The sequence below is a fragment of the Treponema pedis genome, from assembly GCF_017161325.1.
Classification (GTDB): Bacteria; Spirochaetota; Spirochaetia; order Treponematales; family Treponemataceae; genus Treponema_B; species Treponema_B pedis.
The window spans coordinates 2,799,906-2,824,977 of record NZ_CP045670.1 but is presented as its reverse complement, the minus strand read 5'-3'; the positions used below and the strand labels follow the sequence as shown (position 1 = coordinate 2,824,977).

At 37.2% G+C, this 25,072-nt stretch carries 23 protein-coding genes; 21 read left to right on the top strand and 2 right to left on the bottom strand.

Going from position 1 to position 25,072, the window contains the following annotated elements; all coding sequences use genetic code 11:
* Positions 1-13 precede the first annotated feature (13 nt).
* From DYQ05_RS13040 to dnaB, 11 genes are all read left to right on the top strand, one after another.
* A complete protein-coding gene (locus DYQ05_RS13040; protein ID WP_252723405.1) occupies positions 14-1,324 on the top strand; it encodes a hypothetical protein in 1,311 nt (436 codons plus the stop codon).
* A gap of 46 nt (positions 1,325-1,370) precedes the next feature.
* On the top strand, positions 1,371-2,318 hold the full coding sequence (locus DYQ05_RS13035) for a DUF58 domain-containing protein (RefSeq protein ID WP_024470029.1): 948 nt from the start codon (positions 1,371-1,373) through the stop codon (positions 2,316-2,318).
* Positions 2,303-3,238 carry a hypothetical protein gene (locus tag DYQ05_RS13030; protein ID WP_206183578.1) on the top strand — a complete coding sequence of 312 codons (936 nt, stop codon included), beginning with the start codon at positions 2,303-2,305 and terminating at the stop codon, positions 3,236-3,238. The genes DYQ05_RS13035 and DYQ05_RS13030 overlap by 16 nt, the downstream gene beginning before the upstream one ends.
* On the top strand, positions 3,225-4,190 hold the full coding sequence (locus tag DYQ05_RS13025) for a VWA domain-containing protein (RefSeq protein WP_252723404.1): 966 nt from the start codon (positions 3,225-3,227) through the stop codon (positions 4,188-4,190). Before DYQ05_RS13030 ends, DYQ05_RS13025 begins: the two co-directional genes overlap by 14 nt.
* A 28-nt stretch (positions 4,191-4,218) precedes the next feature.
* Positions 4,219-5,175 (top strand): vWA domain-containing protein, encoded by a 957-nt coding sequence (locus DYQ05_RS13020; RefSeq protein ID WP_024470155.1) that lies wholly within the window; start codon positions 4,219-4,221, stop codon positions 5,173-5,175.
* Positions 5,159-5,770, top strand: coding sequence for a tetratricopeptide repeat protein (locus DYQ05_RS13015; RefSeq protein WP_020966511.1), 612 nt, complete (start codon positions 5,159-5,161; stop codon positions 5,768-5,770). Before DYQ05_RS13020 ends, DYQ05_RS13015 begins: the two co-directional genes overlap by 17 nt.
* The gene (locus DYQ05_RS13010; RefSeq protein WP_206183577.1) at positions 5,719-7,143 is read left to right on the top strand and encodes a hypothetical protein; all 1,425 of its coding nucleotides are present in this window, start codon (positions 5,719-5,721) and stop codon (positions 7,141-7,143) included. Before DYQ05_RS13015 ends, DYQ05_RS13010 begins: the two co-directional genes overlap by 52 nt.
* Positions 7,144-7,154: 11 nt before the next feature.
* Positions 7,155-7,667 (top strand): Smr/MutS family protein, encoded by a 513-nt coding sequence (locus DYQ05_RS13005; protein ID WP_020966509.1) that lies wholly within the window; start codon positions 7,155-7,157, stop codon positions 7,665-7,667.
* A 527-nt stretch (positions 7,668-8,194) separates the two neighbouring features.
* The gene (locus DYQ05_RS13000; protein WP_020966508.1) at positions 8,195-8,872 is read left to right on the top strand and encodes a tetratricopeptide repeat protein; all 678 of its coding nucleotides are present in this window, start codon (positions 8,195-8,197) and stop codon (positions 8,870-8,872) included.
* 109 nt (positions 8,873-8,981) lie between these two features.
* The gene (locus DYQ05_RS12995) at positions 8,982-9,662 is read left to right on the top strand and encodes a hypothetical protein (RefSeq protein ID WP_206183576.1); all 681 of its coding nucleotides are present in this window, start codon (positions 8,982-8,984) and stop codon (positions 9,660-9,662) included.
* Positions 9,663-9,670: 8 nt separating this feature from the next.
* Positions 9,671-11,029 carry a replicative DNA helicase gene (dnaB, locus tag DYQ05_RS12990; RefSeq protein WP_020966506.1) on the top strand — a complete coding sequence of 453 codons (1,359 nt, stop codon included), beginning with the start codon at positions 9,671-9,673 and terminating at the stop codon, positions 11,027-11,029.
* Between the two features lie 78 nt (positions 11,030-11,107).
* On the opposite strand, the gene DYQ05_RS12985 is transcribed toward dnaB, so the two are convergent.
* On the bottom strand, positions 11,108-11,836 hold the full coding sequence (locus tag DYQ05_RS12985) for a hypothetical protein (protein ID WP_020966505.1): 729 nt from the start codon (positions 11,834-11,836) through the stop codon (positions 11,108-11,110).
* Between the two features lie 57 nt (positions 11,837-11,893).
* Positions 11,894-12,889 (bottom strand): PASTA domain-containing protein, encoded by a 996-nt coding sequence (locus DYQ05_RS12980; protein WP_020966504.1) that lies wholly within the window; start codon positions 12,887-12,889, stop codon positions 11,894-11,896.
* A 261-nt stretch (positions 12,890-13,150) separates the two neighbouring features.
* On the opposite strand from DYQ05_RS12980, the gene DYQ05_RS12975 reads away from it, so the two are divergent.
* From DYQ05_RS12975 to DYQ05_RS12930, 10 genes are all read left to right on the top strand, one after another.
* Positions 13,151-14,848, top strand: coding sequence for a P83/100 family protein (locus tag DYQ05_RS12975; protein ID WP_024466935.1), 1,698 nt, complete (start codon positions 13,151-13,153; stop codon positions 14,846-14,848).
* 136 nt (positions 14,849-14,984) lie between these two features.
* Positions 14,985-15,728 (top strand): 2,3-diphosphoglycerate-dependent phosphoglycerate mutase, encoded by a 744-nt coding sequence (gene gpmA, locus DYQ05_RS12970; protein WP_024466934.1) that lies wholly within the window; start codon positions 14,985-14,987, stop codon positions 15,726-15,728.
* A 4-nt stretch (positions 15,729-15,732) separates the two neighbouring features.
* A complete protein-coding gene (gene def / locus DYQ05_RS12965) occupies positions 15,733-16,233 on the top strand; it encodes a peptide deformylase (RefSeq protein ID WP_024465786.1) in 501 nt (166 codons plus the stop codon).
* A 3-nt stretch (positions 16,234-16,236) separates the two neighbouring features.
* Positions 16,237-17,208 (top strand): methionyl-tRNA formyltransferase, encoded by a 972-nt coding sequence (gene fmt / locus DYQ05_RS12960; RefSeq protein ID WP_206183575.1) that lies wholly within the window; start codon positions 16,237-16,239, stop codon positions 17,206-17,208.
* A gap of 6 nt (positions 17,209-17,214) precedes the next feature.
* Positions 17,215-18,576 carry an MATE family efflux transporter gene (locus tag DYQ05_RS12955; protein WP_024468656.1) on the top strand — a complete coding sequence of 454 codons (1,362 nt, stop codon included), beginning with the start codon at positions 17,215-17,217 and terminating at the stop codon, positions 18,574-18,576.
* Between the two features lie 217 nt (positions 18,577-18,793).
* Positions 18,794-20,404 (top strand): ATP-binding protein, encoded by a 1,611-nt coding sequence (locus DYQ05_RS12950; RefSeq protein WP_024466930.1) that lies wholly within the window; start codon positions 18,794-18,796, stop codon positions 20,402-20,404.
* A 212-nt stretch (positions 20,405-20,616) separates the two neighbouring features.
* Positions 20,617-21,783, top strand: coding sequence for a methionine adenosyltransferase (gene metK / locus DYQ05_RS12945; RefSeq protein ID WP_024465787.1), 1,167 nt, complete (start codon positions 20,617-20,619; stop codon positions 21,781-21,783).
* Positions 21,784-21,831: 48 nt separating this feature from the next.
* On the top strand, positions 21,832-22,854 hold the full coding sequence (gene galE, locus DYQ05_RS12940; protein WP_206183574.1) for a UDP-glucose 4-epimerase GalE: 1,023 nt from the start codon (positions 21,832-21,834) through the stop codon (positions 22,852-22,854).
* An 81-nt stretch (positions 22,855-22,935) separates the two neighbouring features.
* Complete coding sequence (gene tpiA / locus DYQ05_RS12935; RefSeq protein WP_024466927.1) at positions 22,936-23,688, top strand: triose-phosphate isomerase; 753 nt, start codon at positions 22,936-22,938, stop codon at positions 23,686-23,688.
* Between the two features lie 3 nt (positions 23,689-23,691).
* A complete protein-coding gene (locus tag DYQ05_RS12930; RefSeq protein ID WP_024469577.1) occupies positions 23,692-25,038 on the top strand; it encodes a hypothetical protein in 1,347 nt (448 codons plus the stop codon).
* Positions 25,039-25,072 lie beyond the last annotated feature (34 nt).

Sequence of the window (25,072 nt, the reverse complement as noted above, 5' to 3'; positions counted from 1 at the left end):
AAAGAAAACTATTTTGAGTTTTCTGTTGTTTTTTTCCGCATATTTTTTGCTTTTTCCGCAAGAAGACGTTTCTTCGGATTTTAATTTCGGGGAAACGGAAAATAATCAAGAAGGGAATTTCAGTGTAGGTATAGGCGGTTCCCTGTATGCGGGGGCTAATTTCTTTTTTAAAGATTTTAAGAATTTAAAAACTTATAAACCGGCTCTTCCCGTATGGGGTAATCTTCATATTGAAGCCAAGGCGCCTCTTACGGAGGCTTATTTCGGTGTTGTGCTGAACGGTAAAACTCTTCCCGTTCGACTTGGAGAACAGGCGGAGAGTTTACCCAAGCCTATAATTCCGCCGTGGATTGAGCAGGCTTATATGCAGGTAATTACCGATTATATAGTTTTCGGCGGAGGAGTAAAAAAAATGACTTGGGGAAGAGCCGACGCTATGAGCGTATTGGACGTGCTTAACCCTAGGGATTATACCGATTTTTCCGAACTTGATACGGAAAAAATAAAGATACCGCAGCCTATGTTTTATCTTTCGGCTTATATGCCGTTTGAAACTAAATTAAGCCTTGTATATCTTCCTATTTTTGAACCGAATCGATTTACGGTTGACGGACGGTGGAAAAGTGCCGATTTTTCTCCGAGTGAAGTCGAAAAATTAAAATCCGTAAAAACAAATACTTATAAATATTCTCAAGGCGGAGCAAGATTTACGTTTTCTTTAGATGGAGTATTTGACGGAGGATTGCAGTATTTTTACGGGGTGCTTCCTTTTCCCGTGTTAAAAGCGGTAAACGGAAAACCCGAATTTAGCTATAACCGTTATCACCACGTCGGAATGGACTGCGGCATCGCTCTCGGTCTTATAAACTTGCGCGGAGAATTTGCCGCCAACATTACAAACGACTTAAAAGGCGATAACCCTTATATTTATAATCCTAACCTTGCATGGAATTTAGGATTTGATTATGCACTGCCCCTTTCAATAAGCATTGCTGCTCATATCGCGGAAACAATCCGTTTAAACCGAAAACATATTCAAAGCGGAGCGGGTTCTTTAGATATGGAAAAAGATTTAAAAACAACCGATACGAGGATTATGTTTACGATATCGCAAAAACTTGTACGCGGTTCCTTGGAGTGGAAGATTGTATCTATAATCGGAATTGAAGATAAAGACTTTATGATTTCTCCGGGGCTTCATTGGCAGGCGGGCACTATTTTAATAGATGCGGATTTGGGATTTTTCGGAGGTAAAAAAGACGGTAAACTAGGAAGATTCCGTGATAACCATTTTGTAAAGTTAAGCGTAGGATACGCATTTTAATTGCTCCTATTGAAAAAAAAGCCCGATCTTACTAAAATAAGTTATTGTGAAAATAGGATTTATTGCCGAGCGGGCAAAGCAATTAAAAATATCCTCTCTTTCCGTTTCGGAAGGTTTACGGACAGGCGGCTTCAGCTCCGCCTTCCGCGGGCACGGTATAGAATTCGATTCGGTACGTGAATACGAAGCGGGAGATGACGTTAGAAGCATAGATTGGAACTTAACCGCCCGAAGCGGTAAAACTTTTTTTAAACTTCACCGTGAAGATCGGGATTTAACTGTTTTTTTATGTATTGATTTTTCGCTTTCAATGGAAATAAGCTCGAATTCGATTTCTCCCAAAGAAAAGGCGGTGGAAACCGCCGCTCTTTTAGCCTTTGCCGCCCGTAATATTTTTTCACCCGTAGGAGCCTTGTTCTTTTCAAGCGAAAAAGGCCCTCTTTTTATACCGCATGAGGGAGAAGATTATATTCTTACAATTTTAAAATCTATGGAAAATTTTGCGGTTTCGGTAAAATCGGATTTGAATATGCGCGGAACAAATCTTGCTTCTTCTTTAACTGCGGTTTCAAAGGTATTACGTTCCCGCTCGCTGGTAATTGTAATTTCCGATTTTAAAGTTGAAGGTTTTGAAAAACAGCTCGGTTTTTTGGCATCGAAAAACGATGTAGTCTGTATAAGGCTTGCAAGTGATATGGATTCTGCTCTTCCTAAGGCGGGAACAATCCCCGCAAAAGATTCCGAAGCGGACTTTAAAATGCTGGTTCCTACCGGTAATAAAAATTTTCAAACCGAATATGCAAAGGCTTATTACGAAGAATTATTGCGTTGGAAAAATTTATGTAAACGGTGTCTTGCTCACCCGATTTTGTTAAATATAAATGATGACGCTGCAAAAGTTTTATCCAACTTTTTTTTATCCAAACAAAATAACAGGTATGTTTTAAAAAATAATATAGAAAAAATCGGAGAAAAAATATGGAAGGAATTTTAATTCCGCAGCAAGTATTTATAGGAGATACTGCCGAATTTTTGTTTCCGATAGATATTTTAGCCGACTTTAAATCACCTGTGTTAACATCGGGAAATTTTCAAATAGGAAAAATAAAGCAAAACGGCTTAATGCAAATTACGGATATCAGAATTACTCAGCAGGAAAAAAAAGACTATATTTCAATTACATTTATTCCGTGGGAAACGGGGTATATTTCTTTTCCGTCCTTACGTGAAGCGGGTATATATGATGAACTTCCTCAAGTATATATTTCTTCAATTTTGGAAACAATGCAAACGGATATTTTGCAACCTCCGCGGCCTCCGGTTTTAATACCGGGAACCGTAAATTTACTTTATACGGCCGGTGCTGCGGCCATAGTAGGTATAGGAATTTTTATATTTATTATAAATGCCGTACGTAAAAGATTTTTTACCGATTCATTTTTTCACACTCAAAAAAAACGCGTACGTATATTATACAAGCAGTTAAAGCGGCTTGAAAAAAAATCTAAAACAAAACCGATTCAAAAAAAGAGCGGCGAAGAAGTTGTTTTGTTCGGAAAAAATTGGCTGAAAGAATTTGAAAATGCGGTTAGAATTTATTGTTTTAATATAACAAATACGGCATATACGAAAAATGCCGACGCCTTTAATGCTTTTACATATTCCGAAATTCTTTTTGAGCTTAAAAATAAATTTAAAAATTCATACGGTATATACTTTGAATTTGAAAAAATATTTTTACGTTTACAGGAACTGCGGTTTGATAATTTTCTTTTATCCGAAGTTAATATCGAAAAAGAATGTATAAATTTTTTAAGCAGGATTTTTAATCTTGTAAAAATAACCGAAATTGAAATACGTAAAATTGAAACCGTAAAACAGGATAAAAAGAAGGTAAGTTATGCTCAGTTTTAACCGGCCGATTTTGTTTTTATTATTTTCAGTATTCCCTATTTTCGTAATTTTAAAAAAGTCAAAGATTCTTTTTTCACCGGAATTTAAATTAAATTTAGTTAATTGGAACGGCATTGCTCCTAAAGTAAATCCGTTTACGGCTTTTTTGTATTTTATTTCGCGGTTGTTGTTTTATGCGGGAGTGATTTTTGTAATTACAGCTTTAACCGAGCCTGTAGTATTTAAAAATAATCAAGTATACACGGATTCGGGAAATTCGATAATGTTTTTGGTGGATATAAGCCCTTCAATGGCTGCAAAGGATATTAACGGAGAAACCCGTATTGACGCGGCAAAAAAAATTATCCGCAAATTCGTACATAAGTATCCCGGAGACTCTTTCGGAATTACGGCTCTTGCAAGTTCCGCCGCTCTTATTGTTCCGCCTACAATTGACCATAAGGTTTTTTTATCGCGGCTTGACTCTTTATCCATAGGAGAATTGGGAGACGGTACTGCAATAGGTATGGGTATTGCCGTTTCTTCGGTTTACACGGCAAAAACAAAACCCAATTCGGCTTATCTTATTTTGCTAAGCGACGGTGAAAATAATACCGGCGAAATAAATCCCAAAACTGCGGCGGAAACTTTAACTCGCAAGGGGATAGGTTTTTATGTTATAGGAATAGGGAATTCGGGCTATACGGTTTTGGAGTATACCGATAAAAAAAACGGAAAAACCTATTCCGCTTCTTTTTATTCAAAATTCGATGAAAGAGAATTAAAAAATATTGCTCAATACGGAAACGGAAAATATGCTTCGGCAAATTCCGTTGAAATGCTTGAAGAAATTTTTTCCGTTATTTCCAAACAGGTTCCGGCCGCTCCTTCGGATTTTATTAAAATAACCGAAGAAAATTTATATTCTTATTTTTTGTTTGCGGCAATTTTTGTTTTGCAGGCGCATGGGTGATACGCCGTATATTTTTAAGGATTGCTTTATGATAAAATTCGAAAATTATTTTTATTTGATTTTTATTTTAATTTTAATTCCCATATTGATTTTATTTTTTATAAATATACGGCAATTGAAAAAGTCGTATTCCAATATTTTAAATTCCGACAAAATAATTGCCGGAATAAAATTGCGTACATTATTTTTTTCTTTAGCATGGATTTTTTTAATTTTATCTCTTGCATGCCCTTTATGGGGTGCAAAACCCGTGTCGGTAAGAAGAAAGGGCGTTTCGGTTATGATTGTTGCCGATATTTCAAAAAGCATGACGGCTCAGGATATTAAACCCAGCCGTTTATCGGTACAAAAGCAATTTTTAAAAATGTTTTTGGAAAAATTAAAACGAGCTTCCTGCGGATTGGTTATTACTAAGGGCGAGGGTATTTTAACAGTGCCTCTTACGTATGAAAAACATGCAATGTTTTCTGCAATAGATTCATTATCGCCGCATATTTTTTCTTCATACGGAACTAATTTGGAAGCCGGTATTTTATTGGCCTTAAATTCTTTCGGAGAAAAGAGGGGAAATTCCAAAATTATAATATTGTGTACGGACGGAGGAGAAACGGAGGGATCTCTTTTACGCGCCGCAGAAGCCGTAAAAAAAACCGAAGCTGTGTTATTGATTGTAGGATTCGGAACCGAAGCCGGTACAAAAATTTCGGTATATGATGAAACGGGCTCCGTAAAACTTATAGATTCAAAATTGGATGAAAGTTTTTTAAATGCAGCTGCAAGCGCTTCGGGGGATAATTCGAAATATTTTAGAGCAACTCAAGTCGGTGCAATTGCGGATATTCTTAAAATAATCGATGCGGGAGTTGACGATGTAGAAAAAATGATTTACATTCAAGAACCGGTAAAAAGAAATTTTGAAATGCTCGTAATTTCTTTTATTTTTATCTGCTTAGGAGGGTTATCGTTTTATGGCAAAGAAAATTAGATTTATTTTATATATTATTTGCTGTTTTTTAATCCTTGCATGTACAAAACAGGCTAAAGCGAAATTGGATTCCCTTGCAGGTTATATGGCGTGGAAACAAAATGATTGGATAAGCGCTTCTTCATCATTTTTGAATTCGCTTGCACTGGCTGAACAGTTAAATGACGAAGAGATAAAAATATATTCCAATTTCGGAATAGGCTCCGTTTATCTTATGCAAAATGAAGACCTTTCCGCATTTAAACGTTTTGAAAATATTAAAAATGCAAAAGACAATCGGTTAAATTCTTCTCTTTATTATCAGCGGGGAATTATAGCATTTAAATTAAGACAATATGATAAAGCTGCCGATTGTTTTAGACAATCTTTGGAATTCGATTCGGATAATGTAGACGCAAAAATAAATTATGAGTTAAGTAAAAAGTATTCGGAAAAATCCGAAAGTAAAACTCAAAGCGGCGGAACTAAGGGGGCTGCGGAGAAGGAAGACGGGGTTTTTGACAAGGCTGTTATGGACTTAATACGTAAAAAGGAGAAAGACGAATGGCAAAAAATTACTCAAGAAGAAAAAAAAGCCGCCGCATACGATTTTTAATTCTTTGTTTTATATTTTTAAATTTTATTTTATATTCGGAAACTAAAACTTTGCCTCAGCCGGAGTTTCAAAACGATGTTTTGTTTTTAAATTCTTTTTTTACGGCTCAAATTAAATTGGACGCCGATTCATTTTCCGATAATGAATTTTTAAAATTTCCGCAATTAGTTATAGAGGATGCCGCTCTTGAGCTTGTAGAATCGGAAGCAAGTAAATTATATGACGGTATTTTAATAAAAAATAAATATAAATTAAAAAAAACCGGAGATTTTACCTTGGAACCCAAATTGATATTGGGGAAAAAAATAAAAAAACTTAATAAATTTTCCATATATGTTGAACCTCCCGAACTTTCCGTAAATACGAAATTTAAATGGAAAATATTTTCGGATAAAAATAAACCTGTTTTAGAAACCGTTAAAGGGGGTAGATATAAAATAGTCCTTTTCGGCTTTTTTTATATTCCGAATACAAAAATAAATTCCATTCCGTTTTGGGAAGTGAATTGTCAGCCTCCTGAAAATTCCATTTTAGAAACATGCGGAAATGAAAATTTAACTTATTTTCTTTTTAGCGAACAAGGCTGGAAACCTGTAGGCTGCTTTTATTGGACTCCGCTTGAAAGCGGCGAACAGCGGTTGCCTTCTCCAGTTTTATCGATACCTTCTAAAAATAATACCGTTGAAAAAACTTTTATACCTGCGGAAAAAATATTTGTACGCAATGCGGGTATAGTACAAACCGACGAATTTTTAAATGATGAAATTGCAAAAAAAACTTTAGAAAAAACCTTTGACGGGAATTTAGATGTATCGGAAAACTCGCGGCAAAATAAAAATATAGATTTTAAAACATTAACCGAAAAGGCAAAACTGATTGCGGAGCTGAGGCAACAGGAAGCGAAATTTATATTTCCTATGAAAATAAAAAACCGCAGACTTGAAATTGAAAAAGAATTAAATATTATTCAATCTTTTTCAGTTACTTCTATTGTTTTAAAAAAAGCGGGTTTAATATTATTGTTTCTTTTTATTTTTGTCATTTGTATTGTTTTTGCTTTAAATAAAAAGAAAAACCAAAAATCTTTTAATTTTGTATTTACCGTATGTATAGTTTGTGTATTTTTTCTTATAGCGGTATGTTTATATTTTTTTATTAACGGAAAATATAAAAAAGCCGTTTATGTTCCGTCAAGCGAAAAAAAATCACGTTTTATTTATCAAATACCTGAAGTATCGGGTACGGCTGCGGGAGAATTAAAAATAGGAGAAACCGTGATTATAAAGAAACAAAACGCTTTTTGGCTTTATGTAGAAAAAAGCGATAAAACAAGCGGCTGGAAGGATATTACGGAATTTATAATTATTGATTAGGGAGGGATTTTATGCCGAAAAATTTTGGAGATATATTATATGCATGGGAAGAAATGACCGGAAAGCCTTATGGGAAAAAACAAATAAAAAAAGACAGGAAAAATAAAAATTTAGTTGAAAATAAGATAAAGGCGGAAAATGAAAAAAAAATAAATCCCATGGAGCTTTGGCTCAGACGTAACGGCGTTTATGATAAGGATGCCGTAACGGAAAAAAATAAAATAGATTATGCCGGCTTACGTAAACAATTGAGGGAAATGCGGCATGAAGACGAAATTGATTTACACGGTATGACTTGTGATGAAGCGGAAGCCGCTTTAAATGTTTTTTTTGAACAAGCTAAGCGAATGGGTTTTAAAAAAGTTCTTATTATACACGGAAAGGGAAATCATTCGCAGGGAGGGGCGGTGCTTGCTCCTTTTGTGCGTTCGTATTTGGAAAAGCAAAAAGCGGCGGGAGAAACGGGACACCCTAAAAGTGCGGACGGAGGCTCCGGCTCTACTTGGGTTATTATAAAAAATTAAGCGGATTTGAAAATTTCGTCATAAAAAGGTTAGATTTTAAGCGGTAATTGTAAAATTCGGGTAAAGTCTTGCGTAAAAATCGGTTTTTTTGTATAATAGCTAATTAAAACGGGGGTTTAAATTAAGCTCCTGAAATAGGCGTCGCTTAATTTAAACTGCCGAGTTTGCCCTTCGGCAAACGTCGTGATTGTATGCCGTTTCTCATTGCATTACGAAACGGCGGAAAATAAACAATCCTCAAAATCCGAAGATTTTTCCGGTTGTTTATTTTAAGAGGGGGTTTAAATTAAGCTCCTGAAATAGGCGTCGCTTAATTTAAACTGTCGAGTTTGCCTTTCGGCAAACGTCGTGATTGTATGCCGTTTCTCATTGCATTACGAAACGGCGGAAAATAAACAATCCTCAAAATCCGAAGATTTTTCCGGTTGTTTATTTTAAGAGTATGGAATTTGGTTTTGTGTAAAATTACGGCAAGCTTATTTTATAAAAATGCTTGTAAGGATAATCGCTTTATAGGGAGGTAAGGTATGTATCTTGAGTTAAAAGACGGAATATCTTTATACAACAATAAAAAGTACGATGAAGCCTTAGTATTTTTTTTAAGTGTTTCAACCGAAGACAAAAATATTAAAACCGAGCTGGATTATTATATAGGTTTAATTTATTCGCGTTTAGTTCAATATGAACATGCATTGGAGTATCTTGAACAGGTTGTTACGGCTAATACCGATATTGCAAAGGTATATCAGTGCCGGCTTATTTTAGCCTTTATTTATGCGAATACGGAGCGCACCCGTCTTGCCGAATTTGAGCTTTCAAAGCTTATACAAGGCGGCTATGAATCGGCTCAAGTGTTTTCTTCAATGGCCTATGTTTCTTATGAGCATAACGAGGTGCAAAAAGCCATAGATTATTATGAAAAAGCTTTGGAAACGGACAGCGAAAACAGTACGGCTCTTAACGGCCTCGGCTATATATTGGCGGAAACGGAAAGGGATTTAACCCGAGCATTGGTTTTATGTAAAAAAGCTTCGGAAAGGCAACCCGATAATCCGGCATATTTGGACTCTATGGCTTTTATTTATCACAAAATGGAATTACCTAAAGAAGCCGCTTCATATATAAAAAGAGCAAAGGAGCAGCTTCCCGAAAATAAGATAATTTCGGCTCACTATGATATGATTATGGATACGGCTGATAACTGAAGAACGTAATCATGCGGCGGTTATTATATTAACGAAAAAAAACACCGCTTTTATTTTTAAAGGTGTAACAAAGAATAGCAAAAAAATTATACTTTAAGAGGAATGTAAAATGAAAAAAATTATTTTTTTAGTCTTTATGAGTTTATATCTTGTAAGCTGCACAACCTTACCCTTAACCGGAATATACGGGCATAATATAGCAAACAATGTTGAAGTTAATACATTGGAATCGGGGTTCGATATATCGTATTCTATAGATTTTAATATCGGAAAAGATGCAAAAAACGATTATATATCTTTTACGCTGTATAATACCGTACATAAATATCGGCTTGATTTTTATGCAAATAAAGAAATTAAAAAAATAATTACCGATGTTATAGCCTTAAACGAGTATGTCGGGCAACACGGAAAAAAATACGGCTCTGAAAAAATAGGAACGTCTTTGCTTTATTGTTATTCTTTTTCCGGTATTGACGGAAACGAAGAAATAACACGCTTGGACGCCAATGCCGACGGAAAAAATGCCGTTGAATTCAGTTTTTTGGTAAAAGACAAAAATACATATCTCGTTTTAAATAAATTTCATATAAAAAGAATTTATGGAGAACAAACGCTTGATGATGATGTGGAAAGCATTCCGTTTTATTATAGCGATATAAAAAAATTATACGATTTTATGAATAATGCGGAATATATTGACAAAGTACGCTCCGAAAAAAAAGCGGAGTTAAATGCGGAGCAAAAAGTTGATGTTAATACAAGTGCCGTTGATATGATTAATCGGTAATTTAAATAATGGCAAGTATTCAGGATAATAAACATATTAAAAATTTAAAAAATAAATTACCTCCCAATAATATAGAAGCCGAAATGGCCGTTTTGGGTGCGGTATTGCTTGACCCGGACGTTTTCGGTCTTATTCGTCCTATTTTACCGGTTGAAGCTTTTTATTCGCCGCAGCACCAAAAAATATATAAGGCGATTTCCGAATTGGATACGCGCGGGCAAAAGCCCGATATTCTAATTTTAACGGATACCTTAAGGTCTTTAAACGAACTTGAGCAGGCAGGCGGTGCAGGCTACATTGCTTCTCTTACGGATGCGGTGCCCAGCTCGGCAAATATAGAATTTTATGCCAAAATGGTTTTGGAAGCGTCCATACGCAGAAACCTCTTGCGCGTTTCCGCTAAAATTTCGGCGGATGTTTATGATGAAACCGTTCAAAGCCGTACCGTTTTGGAAGAAGCGCAAAAAAATATCTTTGAACTTACCGATGCGGGAAATGCCGCTACCTTTAAATCTCTTTCTCAAGTTATTATTCCTACAATAGATTTACTTGAGAAAATGCACAAACATAAGGGCGAATATACGGGTATTCCGTCCGGTTTTGAAAATTTGGATTCTCTTACTTACGGATTTCAAAATTCGGAATTTATTATTATAGGTGCCCGGCCTTCGGTAGGTAAAACCGCTCTTGCTATGACGATGGCCGGAAATATTGCAATAGACAAAAAAATTCCTACGGCGTTTTTTTCTTTGGAAATGTCGGATATGCAGCTTGTTCAGCGTTTAATTGCTTCACGAGCAAAAATAAATTCCAATAAAATGCGCTCTGCAAATTTAAGTACAATAGATTTTAGAAAAATTGCGGAAACTTGCGGAGCCTTGTATGACGCCCCTTTTTATTTGGTTGATATGCCCAATATGAAGCTTTTGGATTTAAGGGCAATGGCAAGAAGGCTTTGCAGCCCTCCGTATAATGTAAAAATAATTTTTATAGATTATCTTACGCTTATAACGGGTGAAAATTCGTTAATTCCGCGGCATGAACAAATAGCTGAAATTTCGCGCTCTTTAAAGAGTTTAGCGCGTGAGTTAAACATTCCTGTTGTAGCTCTTTCTCAGCTGACCCGCGATGCCGAAGGTAAAAAACCCGGTCTTGCCGATATAAGGGAATCGGGCTCTCTTGAGCAGGACGCCGATGTTGTAATGTTTTTGCATAGAGAAAGACAGGAAACCTCAGATGATTCCGAAAAAACGATTTCAACGGAGCTTATTTTGGCAAAGCAGAGAAACGGCCCCATAGGCACCGTGCCCTTAGTGTTCTTGCCTCAATATACCACCTTCGGTATTGCCGCAAAATCAAACGGTTAACCTTTTAGACTAAAAAAAAGCACCGGAAAAACTTTTTCGTCTTGCCGGTGCTTTTTGTATAGTTTTCTTCGCTTTGATTTAAAAATCCGAATCGTAGTTTACAGTATCTTCTTCGCTGCTTTCTTTTGCGGATTTTTCTATATCGTCTTTAAAATTTCCTTCTTCGTCAAGCTCGTATTTACCGAATTCTTTTTGAAGTTCCGCGACGAGTTTATTTAGATTTTCCTGCTTTAGAATTTCGATTATATCTGCACATTGGGCGGGGGAAAAGGCCATACGCATAGCCGGGCAGTTTGCTCCTTCTTTATTTGTTTGAGTTGCATTGCCCAGAATAAAATACGGACGGTTATTTGTTATAAGTTGAAATTCGCAGCGCAGCTCCGCTTTTCCGAAGCGTCCCGCTCCTAAAACGCCCCATGAAAGTTCTATAGGCGTCTTACCGTAATATGCTTTTTTCTTATTGTTTGCGGCGTCTATATTTTTATTTTTATATTCTTCAATGTAGAGGTTCATTCCTTCAATAATAACTTTGCGGTTTTCTTCCGTAAGAGTTACCCAAATATTGTCGCCTAAAAATTTATGATGAAGCATTACGGTATTGGACCTGGGGCTGAATACAAACGTAAATTCGGCGGGTTTAATTTCGTTTTTTGTTCTTTTTACGGTTCCCGCCATTACTTTGGCAATTGTTTTAGGCGAAAAATCTCCCAAAAAATTAGGGTCATCTTTTTTTTGAAGTGTTTTACAGGATAGCGAAAAAAACACTATCAGTAATCCCGGCAATATACTTAATTTTATTTTGTTCATTTTGTACCTCTTTGTATAAAAACCGCTTTAATTTTGTTTTGTTACATTTAATACCCGTTATTCCGGGCGTACTTCAAAGGTTTGCACCTTTTTGTTTAATACCGTTAAAACCAAAACCGTGCCTTCAGGAACACCGTAAGGAATATCGCATTTACCGCCTGCATTTTTAAAGTTCACAAGCTCTTCCTGTTTTCCGTCGGGGTAAACGGCATCAAGTGAAACTTTTACGGGGTACGGATATTTAGGCAGGTTAGGCGAGTAAACCCCGTATATCGTGTTTCCTTTGTTTTCGGGGAATTTTATCGAAATTTGAATTTGCGAAAAAGCCTCCGTTTCGGAATTGGGAGCGGCGCTTTGGGACGTTACCGAAGGAGAAGTCAGTGAAGAATCGGTTTCGGCTTTAACCGTAAAAATAAGTTTATTGTTAAGCATTGCGGCATAAACTTCCTCAAGACCGGCTCCTTCCAATTTGGGAACGGTAACTTTTTCGTTTTCAGGCCCCTTGCTTACGATAAATTCTATTTCGATTCCTTCATGAATTTGAGTGTCGGGAGAGGGATTTTGCTCAAGAATCGTACCTGCCGGAATAGAGCTGTATTTATACATAAGGGGTTCTTTTATTGAAACGAGTTGTTTTCTGCCTGCGGTAAAAAGTGAGGCAAAGTGCTGTTGAACGTCGTTTAAACTTTTTCCTACATAATTTTCCACCCTGTCGATTACAGCCCCTCGGCTTACTATTACGTTAATTCTTCTTCCGGCTTTTACAATTGTGCCTGCCGGAGGGTTTTGCTCTAAAATTGTTCCCGCATCGTCGGGGTTATCCGAAAATCTAAGCTGAATGCGCGGATAAAGTTCTTTTACTTGCAGCTTCAGCATAGCTTCAGCAAGCTGCTCTCCTTCGATGTTCGGCACTAAAACCTGATCCGCCGTTTTAAGAGATGTAAAAAACACAATTGTTGATACCAGCATAACAAAAATAAGCATTACAAGCGAGGTAATTATAATTACTTTTCCGTTTCCTTCGATTCCGTCTGCAATATCTGAAAATCCCATTTTTCTTTCCTGTTTATAAATAAATTTATACGCCGTGATTTTCTCTTAAAAAAGAGAGTTTATTAAAATTTAACTGCGTACTGGTATTATATCAAATTTTTTTCTTTTTGTCATTTACTTAAAATAAATGAATATGGGATTCGGAATAAATCGGACGGGTTTTAAAGTTAAAACCTTCACTTTAATTACATCTTTTAGGTCTTTATACAAGACAAAAAAAGAAAAATATAGTAGAATATACTTAATCGGAGGATTAAAATGATGAAAAAGCTTTTGGTTTTTTGTTTATTTTTAACTGCCGTATTTTCGGCTGCCGCTGCAATTGAAGTGGACAGACCCGAAATAGATACGGTAAAAAATCGGGTTATAGAATTTATTAACTATACCGGCGAACACGATACGGTAGATTCCGTAGAAACTATACGTGCAATAGGTTCCGCATTGGGCCCGGCAGTAAGACAAGGCCGTGCCGGAGATACCGAAAAATATGCGGTTATTCACTGTGTAGACCCTGCCGTTAAAACGGGTTTCGATGCCGATATTTTTATAATCGGAAAAAATGCGGGAGTTGACCATATTAACAATTTACGTTTAATGATTGCAGGATATTTATCCGCCGCCTACGGTTATTCTCAAAAAGATGCTGCGACAATAGCTCACTTTGTTACCGTATATAATGCGGTTTACCGCTCCAATTTTTCATATTTTAAAGAAAAGTATAAGCAGGTTGTTTTAAATAATTTAACTGCGGAAAAAGCCGGTATAGCCTTGCGCTACGACCAATGGCCCGGTCAAACTCAAATTGTAATTCCGCTTACTGACCAAAAATATTCGGGCACTTTAAGCTCAGTCGATACTTCTTCAATTTCGGATAAAAATGTCGTAGAAAAAATGCGGGAAAGCGATGATAAAGAAATTGCTGCAAGAAAAGATATGGTCGATTTAAAAGAACGTGAAAGCGGTGAAGCGGAAAAAAGAGCTGAAGAGATAAAAAAAGAAGCTGCCGAAAAGAAAAAAGAAGCGGCAACTCAGCAAAAAGAAGCGGATAAGCAAAAAAAAGAAGCGGCAACTCAGCAAAAAGAAGCTGATAAAAAACAAAAAGAAGCCGATAAAAAACAAAAAGAAGCCGATTCTGCAAAGGCTAAGGCTGAAAAAACCGGCGATGAAAAAGACAAAGCCGCCGCCGATAAAAAGCAGGCTGAAGCCGATAAGGCGAAAGAGCAAGCCGATAAAAAGCAGGCTGAAGCCGATAAGGCGAAAGAGCAAGCCGATAAGGAACAGGCCGAAGCCGATAAGGCAAAAGATGAAGCCGATAAAAAAGCCGATGAAGCGAAAGACGAGCAGGAAATGGCCGATAAAAAAGCCGATGAAGCGCAAGAAGACAGAAAAGATATAGCTTCCGATACTCAAAAAATAGTCGAAGAAAAAAAAGCCGAAAAAAAAGCCGAAGGAGATGCGGCTATTGCTTCTGCAATTCCCGGCTACGGTCTGAAAGTTGTAGATGAAGCGAAATTGCTTTCGGAACTTGTTCTTTTAGATTTAAAAACCGAAAACGAACTGAAAACTTCAAGTATTGCAACGATACGCGGAAGAAGTCTTTATGTTGTAGGTAAAAATCTTCTTGCAATTGCAGGTACCGAATCGGGTAACGGTGTAATTGCTTTGGTTTTAATCGATTCCAAATCGCTTGAAATCGTTAAACAAAGCGGTGAAAATATTGCTGCCGACAGCGTTTTAATAAAAAACGGAGATGATTATTATGCCGTTATCAATAACGGAGGAAAATACAATCTCGGCAGATATAACGATAAATTGGAACTTCAGGCAAAGTCCGCAATACAGGTACTTCCTTATACGCCGGTTACAATAGGAGATAAGGGCTTACTTGTACAAGATTCAAGCGGAGCCGTCCGTTTGCTTAAACTTACCGATTTAACGAATATTGTAGTTACAGAATAAGGAAAAAGCCCCCTTGAGAATTTATCGGGGGGGCTTTTTCTTGCTCCTCGGACTTTATTTTCCCCCTTTTATTTTTCCGAAAAAATTGTTATAATATTATTTAAGTGAAAACAGTGTTAAAATACGGAGAATTTTTATGAAACTTGTTTTAGTAAGACACGGCGAAAGCGAATGGAATAAACTTAATTTATTTACCGGCTGGACCGATGTGGATTTAACGGAAAAAGGTATTGAAGAAGCAAAGGAAGGCGGCAAGGCTCTTTTAAGCGAAGGCTTTGATTTCGATATTTGCTATACTTCATATTTAAAACGGGCTATTCATACGCTCGGCTATATTTTAAGTGAAATGGACAGGGAATGGCTTCCGGTAATTAAAACGTGGAAGTTAAATGAAAGACACTACGGGGCTCTTCAGGGGCTTAATAAGTCGGAAACGGCCGAAAAATACGGTGAAGAGCAGGTAAAAATTTGGCGGCGCTCTTTTGATATTGCGCCTCCCGCTTTGGAAAAAAACGATAAGCGCTGCCCCTATCTTCAACAACAATATCGCGGTATCCCTCAAGAGGAATTGCCCCTTACGGAAAGTTTAAAAGACACTATCGCCCGCGCAGTTCCGTATTTTGAAAAAAACATAAAACCTCAAATGCTTGAAGGAAAAAGAATTTTAATTACCGCACACGGAAACTCGTTAAGAGCCTTGGTTAAGTATTTTGAAAATTTAAGCGATGAAGAAATTATATCGGTAAACATTCCGACTGGAGTTCCCTTAGTTTACGAATTCGATTCCGCTTTTAAAATCTTAAAAAAAGGATATTTGGGAGATCAGGAAAAAATAAATGCGAAGATTAATGCCGTTGCTGCGCAAGGAAAAAAGAAGTAAAAAGATGAAAGTATTGTATATGGGAGAACAATCGCTTCGCGAAGTTTCCGTACCCGTAGAAAAAATAGATGAAGAACTGAAAGACTTTATTACCGAAATGTTTAAAACCTTAAAAAAACAGGACGGAATAGGTTTAGCGGCTCCGCAAGTAGGGCGGAATATAAGGCTTTTTATAGCAACGGTGGGAGGCGAAAAATATATTTTTATAAATCCTCAAATAATAGAAACCTCGCAAGAGCAATGCTCTATGGAAGAGGGCTGCTTAAGTATTCCTAAAATATACGAAGTTGTGCAGCGGCCTTCAAATATTCGAGTTCAATTTATGAATATAGAAGGGAAAATAAAAACCATAGATGCCGACGGGCTTTTGGCAAGAGTTATTCAGCACGAAAACGACCATTTAAACGGAGTACTTTTTTTAGACAGGCTTGATGAGGCAACAAAAGAACAGGCCGTAAAAAGGTTTGAGCAAAAAAAAGCCCTTCTTTTAAAAAACAGGGTTTAAACGATGAGAATTCTTTTTGCCGGAACTCCTTCTTGTGCGGTTCCCGCCTTAAAAACCTTGGCGGAAAATTTTGAGCTTTGCGGAATACTTACAAACCCTCCGGCTCCGCAAGGGCGGTCTAAAAAACTTATTGCTTCCGAAGTTGCCCTTGCCGCAGAAGAATTAAAGATAAACGGAACATTAAAAGGTTCGGTTCCCGTTTTAACTCCTGAAAAATTAAATGCACAATTCAGAGAAGAAGTATTAAATTTAAAGCCGGATTTACTTGTCTGTTTTGCTTACGGCAAAATATTCGGACCGAAAACTATGGAGCTGTTTCCTTTGGGCGGAATAAATATTCATCCTTCTCTTCTTCCGCGCTGGCGCGGCTGTGCTCCCGTACCCGCTGCAATTCTTTCAGGCGATAAAGTTACGGGAATAACAATTCAGACTGTTGCGCCTAAGGCAGACACGGGAGCCGTACTTGCGCAAACCGAACTTGCCGTAGAAAAAACGGATACGACGGAAACTCTTTTGTCCCGCTGTGCGGAAATTTGTTGCCCGCTTTTATCCGAGGTGCTTTCCGACTTTAAAAACAAGTTAAAAAATGCAAAAGCCCAAAACGAAAACGAGGCTCTTTATTTTTCAATGATAAAAAAAGAAGATGCTCTAATAGACTGGTCCGAGCCTGCGGAAAAAATAGAGCGGAAAATCAGGGCTTTTACTCCTTGGCCCGGAACTTTTTCGTATAAACAGGGTGAAAAAATAAATATCATCAAAGCCGAAAATTTCACCGATTATTCCGAAGAAGATGTAAAAGGTAAAAAAGCCGGTACAATACTGGGTACCGATAAAAATTCAGGTATTTTGGTTTTAACCGGCAAAGGTGTTTTAGCGGTTTCCGTTTTACAAAGGCAAACAAAAAATAAACTTTTTTGGAAAGATTTTTTAAACGGTTCCCCCTTATTTTTAGAAAGCGGTTTTGATATAAACTGAAAAAAAATGTATAAAAAAGAAAATTTAAATCTTACCGAAGGCGTAATTTGGAAAACTCTGATTATCTTTACTCTTCCGATTTTGGCTGGTAATTTTTTTCAGCATTTATATACCGCAGCAGATGCCGTAATTGTAGGAAAGTTTACGGGGAAGGAAGGTCTTGCTGCAATTGATTCCGTACTTAGTTTATTAAAATTGCCCGTAAATTTATTCAGCGGTTTATCGGCAGGTACGTCAATTTTAGTATCCCAATTATTCGGTGCAAAAAAATATAAAGAGCTTTTAAATACACTTCACTGTTCGACGGCTCTTACTCTTATTTTAGGAGCGGTTCTTTCCGTTATAGGCGTTCTTATATCACCGGCCTTGCTTTTTATAATGAATATACCTGAAGATATTTTTGAAATGACTTTAGCCTATCTTAGAATTTATTTTGCAGGTATGGCGGTTTCTCTTTTTTATAATATCGGTGCAGGTATTTTACGGGCTATGGGAAATTCCAAAACACCGTTTTATGCTCTTATAATTTCTTCCGTATTAAACGTTGCTTTGGATTTAATTTTTATAGGTATTTTAAAATGGGGAATAGGAGGCGCCGCCTTTGCTACCGTACTTGCACAATTTTTCAGTGCATTGATAATTTTTTTTGCTCTTACTGAAAAAACAAGTTTAAGTCCGTTACAAATAAGTAAACTGAAGGTTCATAGATATGACGCAATACGTATTACAAAAACCGGTCTTCCTATAGGAATACAAGCCGCTTTTTTCCCTATAGCAAATATGATTATTCAGGCAAGGGTAAACGGTACCGGAACCGAGAATATAGCTGCATGGGCACTTTGCGGAAAACTCGACTTTTTGATTTGGATTTTACTTGAAGCTATGACGGTTTCCGTTTCAACATTTGCCGCACAAAATTACGGAGCCGGGAAATATAAGCGCGTTATAGAAGTTACCCGAACGGGCCTTATTATGTCGTTAATCCTTATAGGGGCGATTTGTACGGTTCTTTATTTTTGGAATGTTCCTTTAGGTAAGCTCTTTATTAACTCGAAAGATTATCAAGTTCTTAAAGTAATGGAACGGCTTATGCGTATTTTAGCTCCGTTTTACACAGTTTTTGTTTTTACGGAAATTTTTTCTGCGGTAATTCATGCTTCAGGCGAAACCTTTAAACCTATGATTATAACACTTTTGGGTATTTGCGCTTCCCGAATTTTATGGATATTTTTTATTGTTCCTTTAAATCCTGTAATAGAAATAATAGTTTTAGCCTTTCCGATTTCGTGGACGTTGACAAGTGTTGTTTTTACGGTTTATTTCTTTTTTTATAGAAAAACTCTACAGTCTTTTAATTTAAGCTCTTAGAATTTTTAGCACTTTTTCTTGTAAACGTAAAAAAAACTTCGGTGGAGTAGTGTCATTACGGACAATTGACTGCTTCCGATAGAAAAACGGATTTCAAATGTTATGGCTTATAATATTTATACCCTTTCTCATTGCATTACAAAACGACCGAAAATAAACAACCGCAATATCTTATAAAATTTGTAAATTTATGCTATAATACAAAGCGGAGGGTATTATGGATTTCAGCAGAAGATTGCCTATAGGCGTACAAAGTTTTGAAGTTATGCGTAACGATAAATTTCTCTATGTCGATAAAACGGAATTCATTTACCGTCTCGTTAATTCAAGCAGGGTATATTTTTTAAGCCGTCCGCGCCGTTTCGGTAAAAGCCTCTTTCTTTCAACGCTTAAAGCCTATTTTTCTGGACAAAAGGAGCTTTTTAAAAATCTGGCAATTGAAAATTTGGAAAATTCACAAAGTGAGCCTTGGAAGGAGTATCCCGTTTTTTACTTGGACTTTAATGTAGGTAAATACGACTGTGTAGAAGCCTTAACGGAAAACTTAGATTTATTTTTAAAAGAAAAAGAAGAAAAATACAATTTACCCGTTCAAAATACTCTTTCCTACGCAAAAAGATTTGCAGTACTTTTAAAAACTGTATATGAAAAAACCGGTAAACAAATAGTATTTTTGGTAGACGAATACGATAAGCCTCTTTTGCAGACAATGAATGTAAACGAAAAATTAAATGAAGAATACAGGGCAATTTTAAAAGCCTTTTATTCGGTATTAAAAAGCTCGGACAGCGTTATACGCTTTGCCTTTTTAACGGGAGTTACCAAGTTCAGTAAGGTAAGTATTTTCAGCGATTTAAACAATTTACGTGATATCAGTATGGAAGAAGAGTTTACGGCAATTTGCGGAATTACTCAAAACGAACTTGAAAATACTTTTAAACCCGAAATAGAAGTCTTGGCGGAAAGAAACAGGTTAAGCTATGAGCAGTGCATAAAAAACTTAAAACAAAAATATGACGGTTACCGTTTTTATCAAAATTGCGAGGCGGTGTATAACCCTTTCAGTTTAATAAACGCCTTTGCAAAAAAAGAATTGGGAGATTATTGGTTTGAGACCGGAACACCTACATTTTTGGTAAGATATTTAAAAGATTATAAGTATAATATACCCGATTTGGACGGAAATGTGGAAGTGAACGCATCGGGATTATCGGATTACAGGGCGGAAAGCGATTCTGCAATACCTATTTTATTTCAAGCGGGATACTTAACTATAAAGGGCTACGATACTGTAGTAAAACTGTATAGGCTAGGCTTTCCCAATGATGAGGTAAGATACGGCTTTTTATACAACCTTTTACCCGGTTATTCAAATGTGCTTTACTCCAATGCGGCATTTTCCGTTGCACAATTTTACCGCGACATTACTTCAGGCAGGGTGGAAGAGTTTATGCAAAGGTTAAAGTCCATAATGGCGAGTATTCCCTACGATAATGTAAAGAAGGAAAGCGGAGAAAGTCTTGCATTAAGGGAGCATAATTTTCAAATATGCGTTTATTTGGTGTTTGCCCTTATGGGACAGTTTGTAAAAACCGAAACGCATTGTGCAGGCGGGAGGAGCGATTGTACGGTGGAAACCGAAAATACGATTTATATTTTCGAGTTTAAATTAAAAGGAAGTGCGGAGGAAGCCTTAAAGCAAATAAAAGAAAAAAATTATGCGGAAGCGTACAGGGCTGAAAACAAAGAAATAGTTTTAATAGGCGTAAGTTTTAATGCGGAAGAAAAAACAATAGGAGAATGGCTTACGGAAAAAGTCCGATACTGAAAAATAAAATACCTCCGACATAATCGGATAAAACTTTCAACCGCTTATTTTATAACGGATTACATAGAATAACCCGAATAAAATCGAAAAATTCTCCCGCCGCCTTCTCGGGCATTATTTTCATTTTTACGAAAAATCTGGGCGCCATTGCAACAAAAACATTTTTTAAGTATTATATCGGTAGTACATTTAATGACATAAAGGAATTCATAATGAAAAACAATATCAATTATTTTACATCTGAATCGGTAAGCGAGGGACATCCCGATAAACTTTGCGACCAAATTTCGGACGCGGTTTTAGACGCTTGCTTAAAAGACGATAAAGAAAGCCATGTAGCCTGCGAAACCTATGCATCTACAGCCTTGGTTCTCGTAGGAGGAGAAATAACAACATCTACATTTGTAGATATTCAGGAAATAGCGCGAAACATTGCCCGTGAAATAGGATATACAAATACCGACTTCGGTTTGGATTGCCATTCTATGGCGGTTATGAATATGATTCACTCCCAATCGCCCGATATTTCACAAGGAGTTGACGGTAACGGTTTGGAAGAATTTAAGGGACAGCAGGGAGCAGGCGACCAGGGAATGATGTTCGGGTTTGCCTGTAACGAAACACCGGAACTTATGCCGGCTCCCATTATGTTTTCCCATTCGGTTTTGCGCTATGCGGCAAAGTTAAGAAAAGAAGGCATTATAAAATGGCTCCGTCCCGATTCAAAAACTCAAATTACGGTAAAATATGAAGGGTTTAAACCCGTTAAAATAGATACCGTTGTATTATCTCACCAGCATTACCCCGATGTGGAATATAACGAATTAAAAAATACTATAATAGAAAAAATTATAAAACCCGTGCTTGAGCCTACGGGGCTTTTAGCACCCGATACGAAATATTTTATAAATCCGACGGGACGCTTTGTTGTAGGAGGCCCTTTCGGAGACACGGGGCTTACAGGACGTAAGATTATCGTAGACACTTACGGCGGAATGGGAAGACACGGCGGAGGCGCTTTTTCCGGCAAAGACCCTTCCAAAGTAGACCGTTCGGCTGCATATATGGCCCGCTATATCGCAAAAAATATAGTTGCTGCAAAAATTGCGGAGCGCTGCGAAGTTCAGCTTGCCTATGCCATAGGAGTTCCCTTTCCCGTTTCGGTACGGGTAGACACCTTCGGTACCGGCGAAGTGCCTGAAGAAAAAATAGAAAAAGCGGTAAAAGATAATTTCGATATGACGCCTGCGGGAATTATAAAAACCTTAGACTTAAAACGTCCGATTTACCAAGCAACCGCAGCTTACGGTCATTTCGGAAGACCGGAATTTTCTTGGGAAAAAACGGATAAGGCGGAAGCTCTAAAGCGCTCCGTTTAAAGGGAAGTTATAAGGATAAAAACAGCGGACTTAAGAGGAGTTTTGTTTATGATTAAAAGAGTTTTAGTATCCGGCGGAGCCGGGTTTATAGGTTCGCATATTGTTTGCGACTTGGCGGAAAAAGGTTATGAACCTATAATCTTAGATAACTTTTCCAACTCATCGCCTAAAATAATTCCGATATTGGAAAAGATAACGGGTAAAAAACTGCGGCTTTACACCGTTGACCTAAAAGACAAGTCTGCCGTTTGCTCCGCTTTTGCCCAATCAAAACCTGATGCCGTAATTCACCTTGCAGGCTATAAGGCTGTAGGCGAATCCGTAGAAAAACCGCTTAAATATTACGAAAATAACATTTCGGGAATAATAAACCTGCTTTTTGCAATGCGGGAAACCGGAACGGATAATTTTATTTTCAGTTCTTCCGCAACGGTTTACGGAGAACCTGAAATAATTCCCATACCGGAAACTTCCGCTATTTTCGGTGTTAATCCTTATGCTAAAACTAAAATAATGTCGGAAGAAATTTTACGCGACAGTGCTTTTGCAAACAAAAATATGAGCGTTATTTCTTTACGTTACTTTAATCCTATAGGAGCGCATAAAAGTGCGGATATAGGAGAACTTCCTTCGGGAATACCGAATAATTTATTTCCGTATATTGCTCAGGTTGCCTTGGGTAAACTCCCGCAGCTTAATATTTTCGGAGACGATTATCCTACCCCTGACGGAACCTGTATTCGCGACTATATTCACATTTGCGATTTGGCCGAAGGACACTCGGCAGCTTTAACAAAAATCAATTCAGGATTAAAAGGATTTAATGCTTTTAATTTGGGAACGGGACAAGGTTATTCGGTTTGGGAAATAGTCCGTGCTTTTGAAGAAGCTTCCGGAATAAAAATTAAAACCCAAGTTACTTCAAGAAGGGCAGGAGATGTTCCCGTGTTAAAAGCGGACGTTAAAAAAGCCGCAGAAGAACTTAACTGGAAAGCAAGGCGTAATTTAAAAGAAATGACCCAAGACGGTTGGGCTTGGTATAAAAAACACCCTGCCGGTTTTGAAAGTTAAAAGAAAGAACTTTAAAAAGCAAAGGTCTATACTTTAACTTTTATCAATATATTATTAAAATACCGTTTTACGGAGGAAAAAATGAAAAGATATTATATAGCGGCAAATTGGAAAATGCATATGACGCGGCTTGAGGCTTGTAAACTCGCCGAACAAATGCGCGAAGGTTTAAAAGACGGAAAAAACAAATATATGATAGCCCCTTCTTTTACACTTTTACAAGACGTTGCAAAGATTTTGCAAGGCTCAAACATTTTACTTGGAGCTCAAAATATGAGTGCGGAAGAAAAAGGCGCTCACACCGGCGAAGTTTCCGTTTTACAACTTTTAGACGTAGGAGTAAAAACCGTTATACTGGGCCATTCTGAAAGGCGCCACAACTATTGCGAAACGGATTCCCTTATCAATAAAAAAGTAAAACTTGCTCTCAGGCACGGTCTTGAAGTTATCCTTTGCGTAGGAGAACTTTTAGAAGAGCGCGAAGCGGGCAAAGCCGAAGAGGTTTGCGAGGCGCAAATTATAAACTGCCTGGCAGACGTTTCTGCCGAACATCTGAAAAAAGTAACAATCGCTTACGAACCTGTCTGGGCAATAGGCACGGGAAAAAATGCGACACCCGAAGATGCCGATTTAATTCACTCTTATATAAGAGACGTATTGAAAAAAATGTACAATGAAAAAATTTCAAAAGATATGATAATTCAATACGGCGGTTCGATGAAACCCGAAAATGCGGAAGGCTTACTTAAAAAAGAAAACATAGACGGAGGTCTAATAGGCGGGGCAGGATTAAAATCCGAAACGTTTTTGCCGATTGCCATGTTCGGCTGTTAAATTATGAAACTTAATTTTTTTATAAAAAAAATTACAGGTTTTCTCTTTTTAATATTAGCTGCGGGAGCGATTTTTGCACAAAGCATAAGTAAAAAACAGGATATTGCGGTCTTTCCTCTTTCATATTACGGTTGGACTATACCCGAGATTTTATATGAAGGTATCGATGCCGAAATTATGAGGAATTTTTTCGCTCTTGAGCGGTTTAATATAATCGCAATGGAGCATAGATTTTCCGCTTTGGATTTGGAAACATTTAATGCCGCAATTATAAAATCCCGTGAAACCGATACCCCCATACCGGAAGAAGTTCTTATGGGGCATGAATCTTTTACGCGCACCGACTGGGAAAAAACCGTCAATGCTTACTATATAATTGTGCCTATAGTACAAAGCTATACTTTAAAAATAATCGAAGAAGAAAATAACGACGATGAAAATCCGTACGGAGAACCCGTATTTACTTATAAAGTTAAATTTTCGGTAGAGTTTCATATTTATTCTATGCAGAAAAAAAATAAAATCGCTTATTTTGTAATTGAAGAAAAAGCGTCCTCTAAAAACCTTGAAGAAGCTCTGAACTCGGCGATTACATTTTTCGGAATAAAATTTGAAAGGGCATTACGCGGTATTGAAGATTTCAGAATAAAAACTGGCGTTATAAAAACTGAAAAAAACAATGTTCATTTTGAATTGGGAAACGATATAGGAGTTAAAAAAGGCGATGAATATGTAGTTATCGGTTACGATGAAAACAATAACGAAGCGGAAACGGGTTTTGTTGTTGTAACCGATACGGAAGAAGACTTTTCTACAGCTCTTACTCTTTTTTCAAATCGGCCTATAACAATAGGAGACCAATTAAAAGAAGTGCCCCGTTTTCCTGTAGAATTCAGGATATTCTTTACAGGCGAGTTTACCTTAAAAAAGGCGGGCGAGGCTAAGAGTTCTTCCGTGTTTCAAACGGGTCTTCATGTATCGCACACAAGAGGCTTTTACCGTTTTAGACCGTGCTATGCGATAGAAGCGGGTTTTTCCTCCGCGAAAATAAGCGAGGGTATACCGGTTTCCGTTTTACTGGGTATGGAAATTTGGAACACATATTTAGGAAAAGTGCAAATTTTACCTACAGTGCAAATTTTTTATACCTCTCTTGCCTCATATAATCAGGCTGAAAGGTTTAAACCCTATGAAACGGGAATTAAAACCTTTGTTCATACAAGCTGGCTTATAACCAGAGATATAAAACTGGGGTTTGATGCGGGATTTAAGGCGGGACTTGCTTTTAAAGAAATAAAAGGCTCCTTATTTAGGCCCTTGGTAGGAATAGGCCTTACCGTAAAGTTTTAATTTAATCGGTTACCTGAAAAAAAAGCGGGGCTTT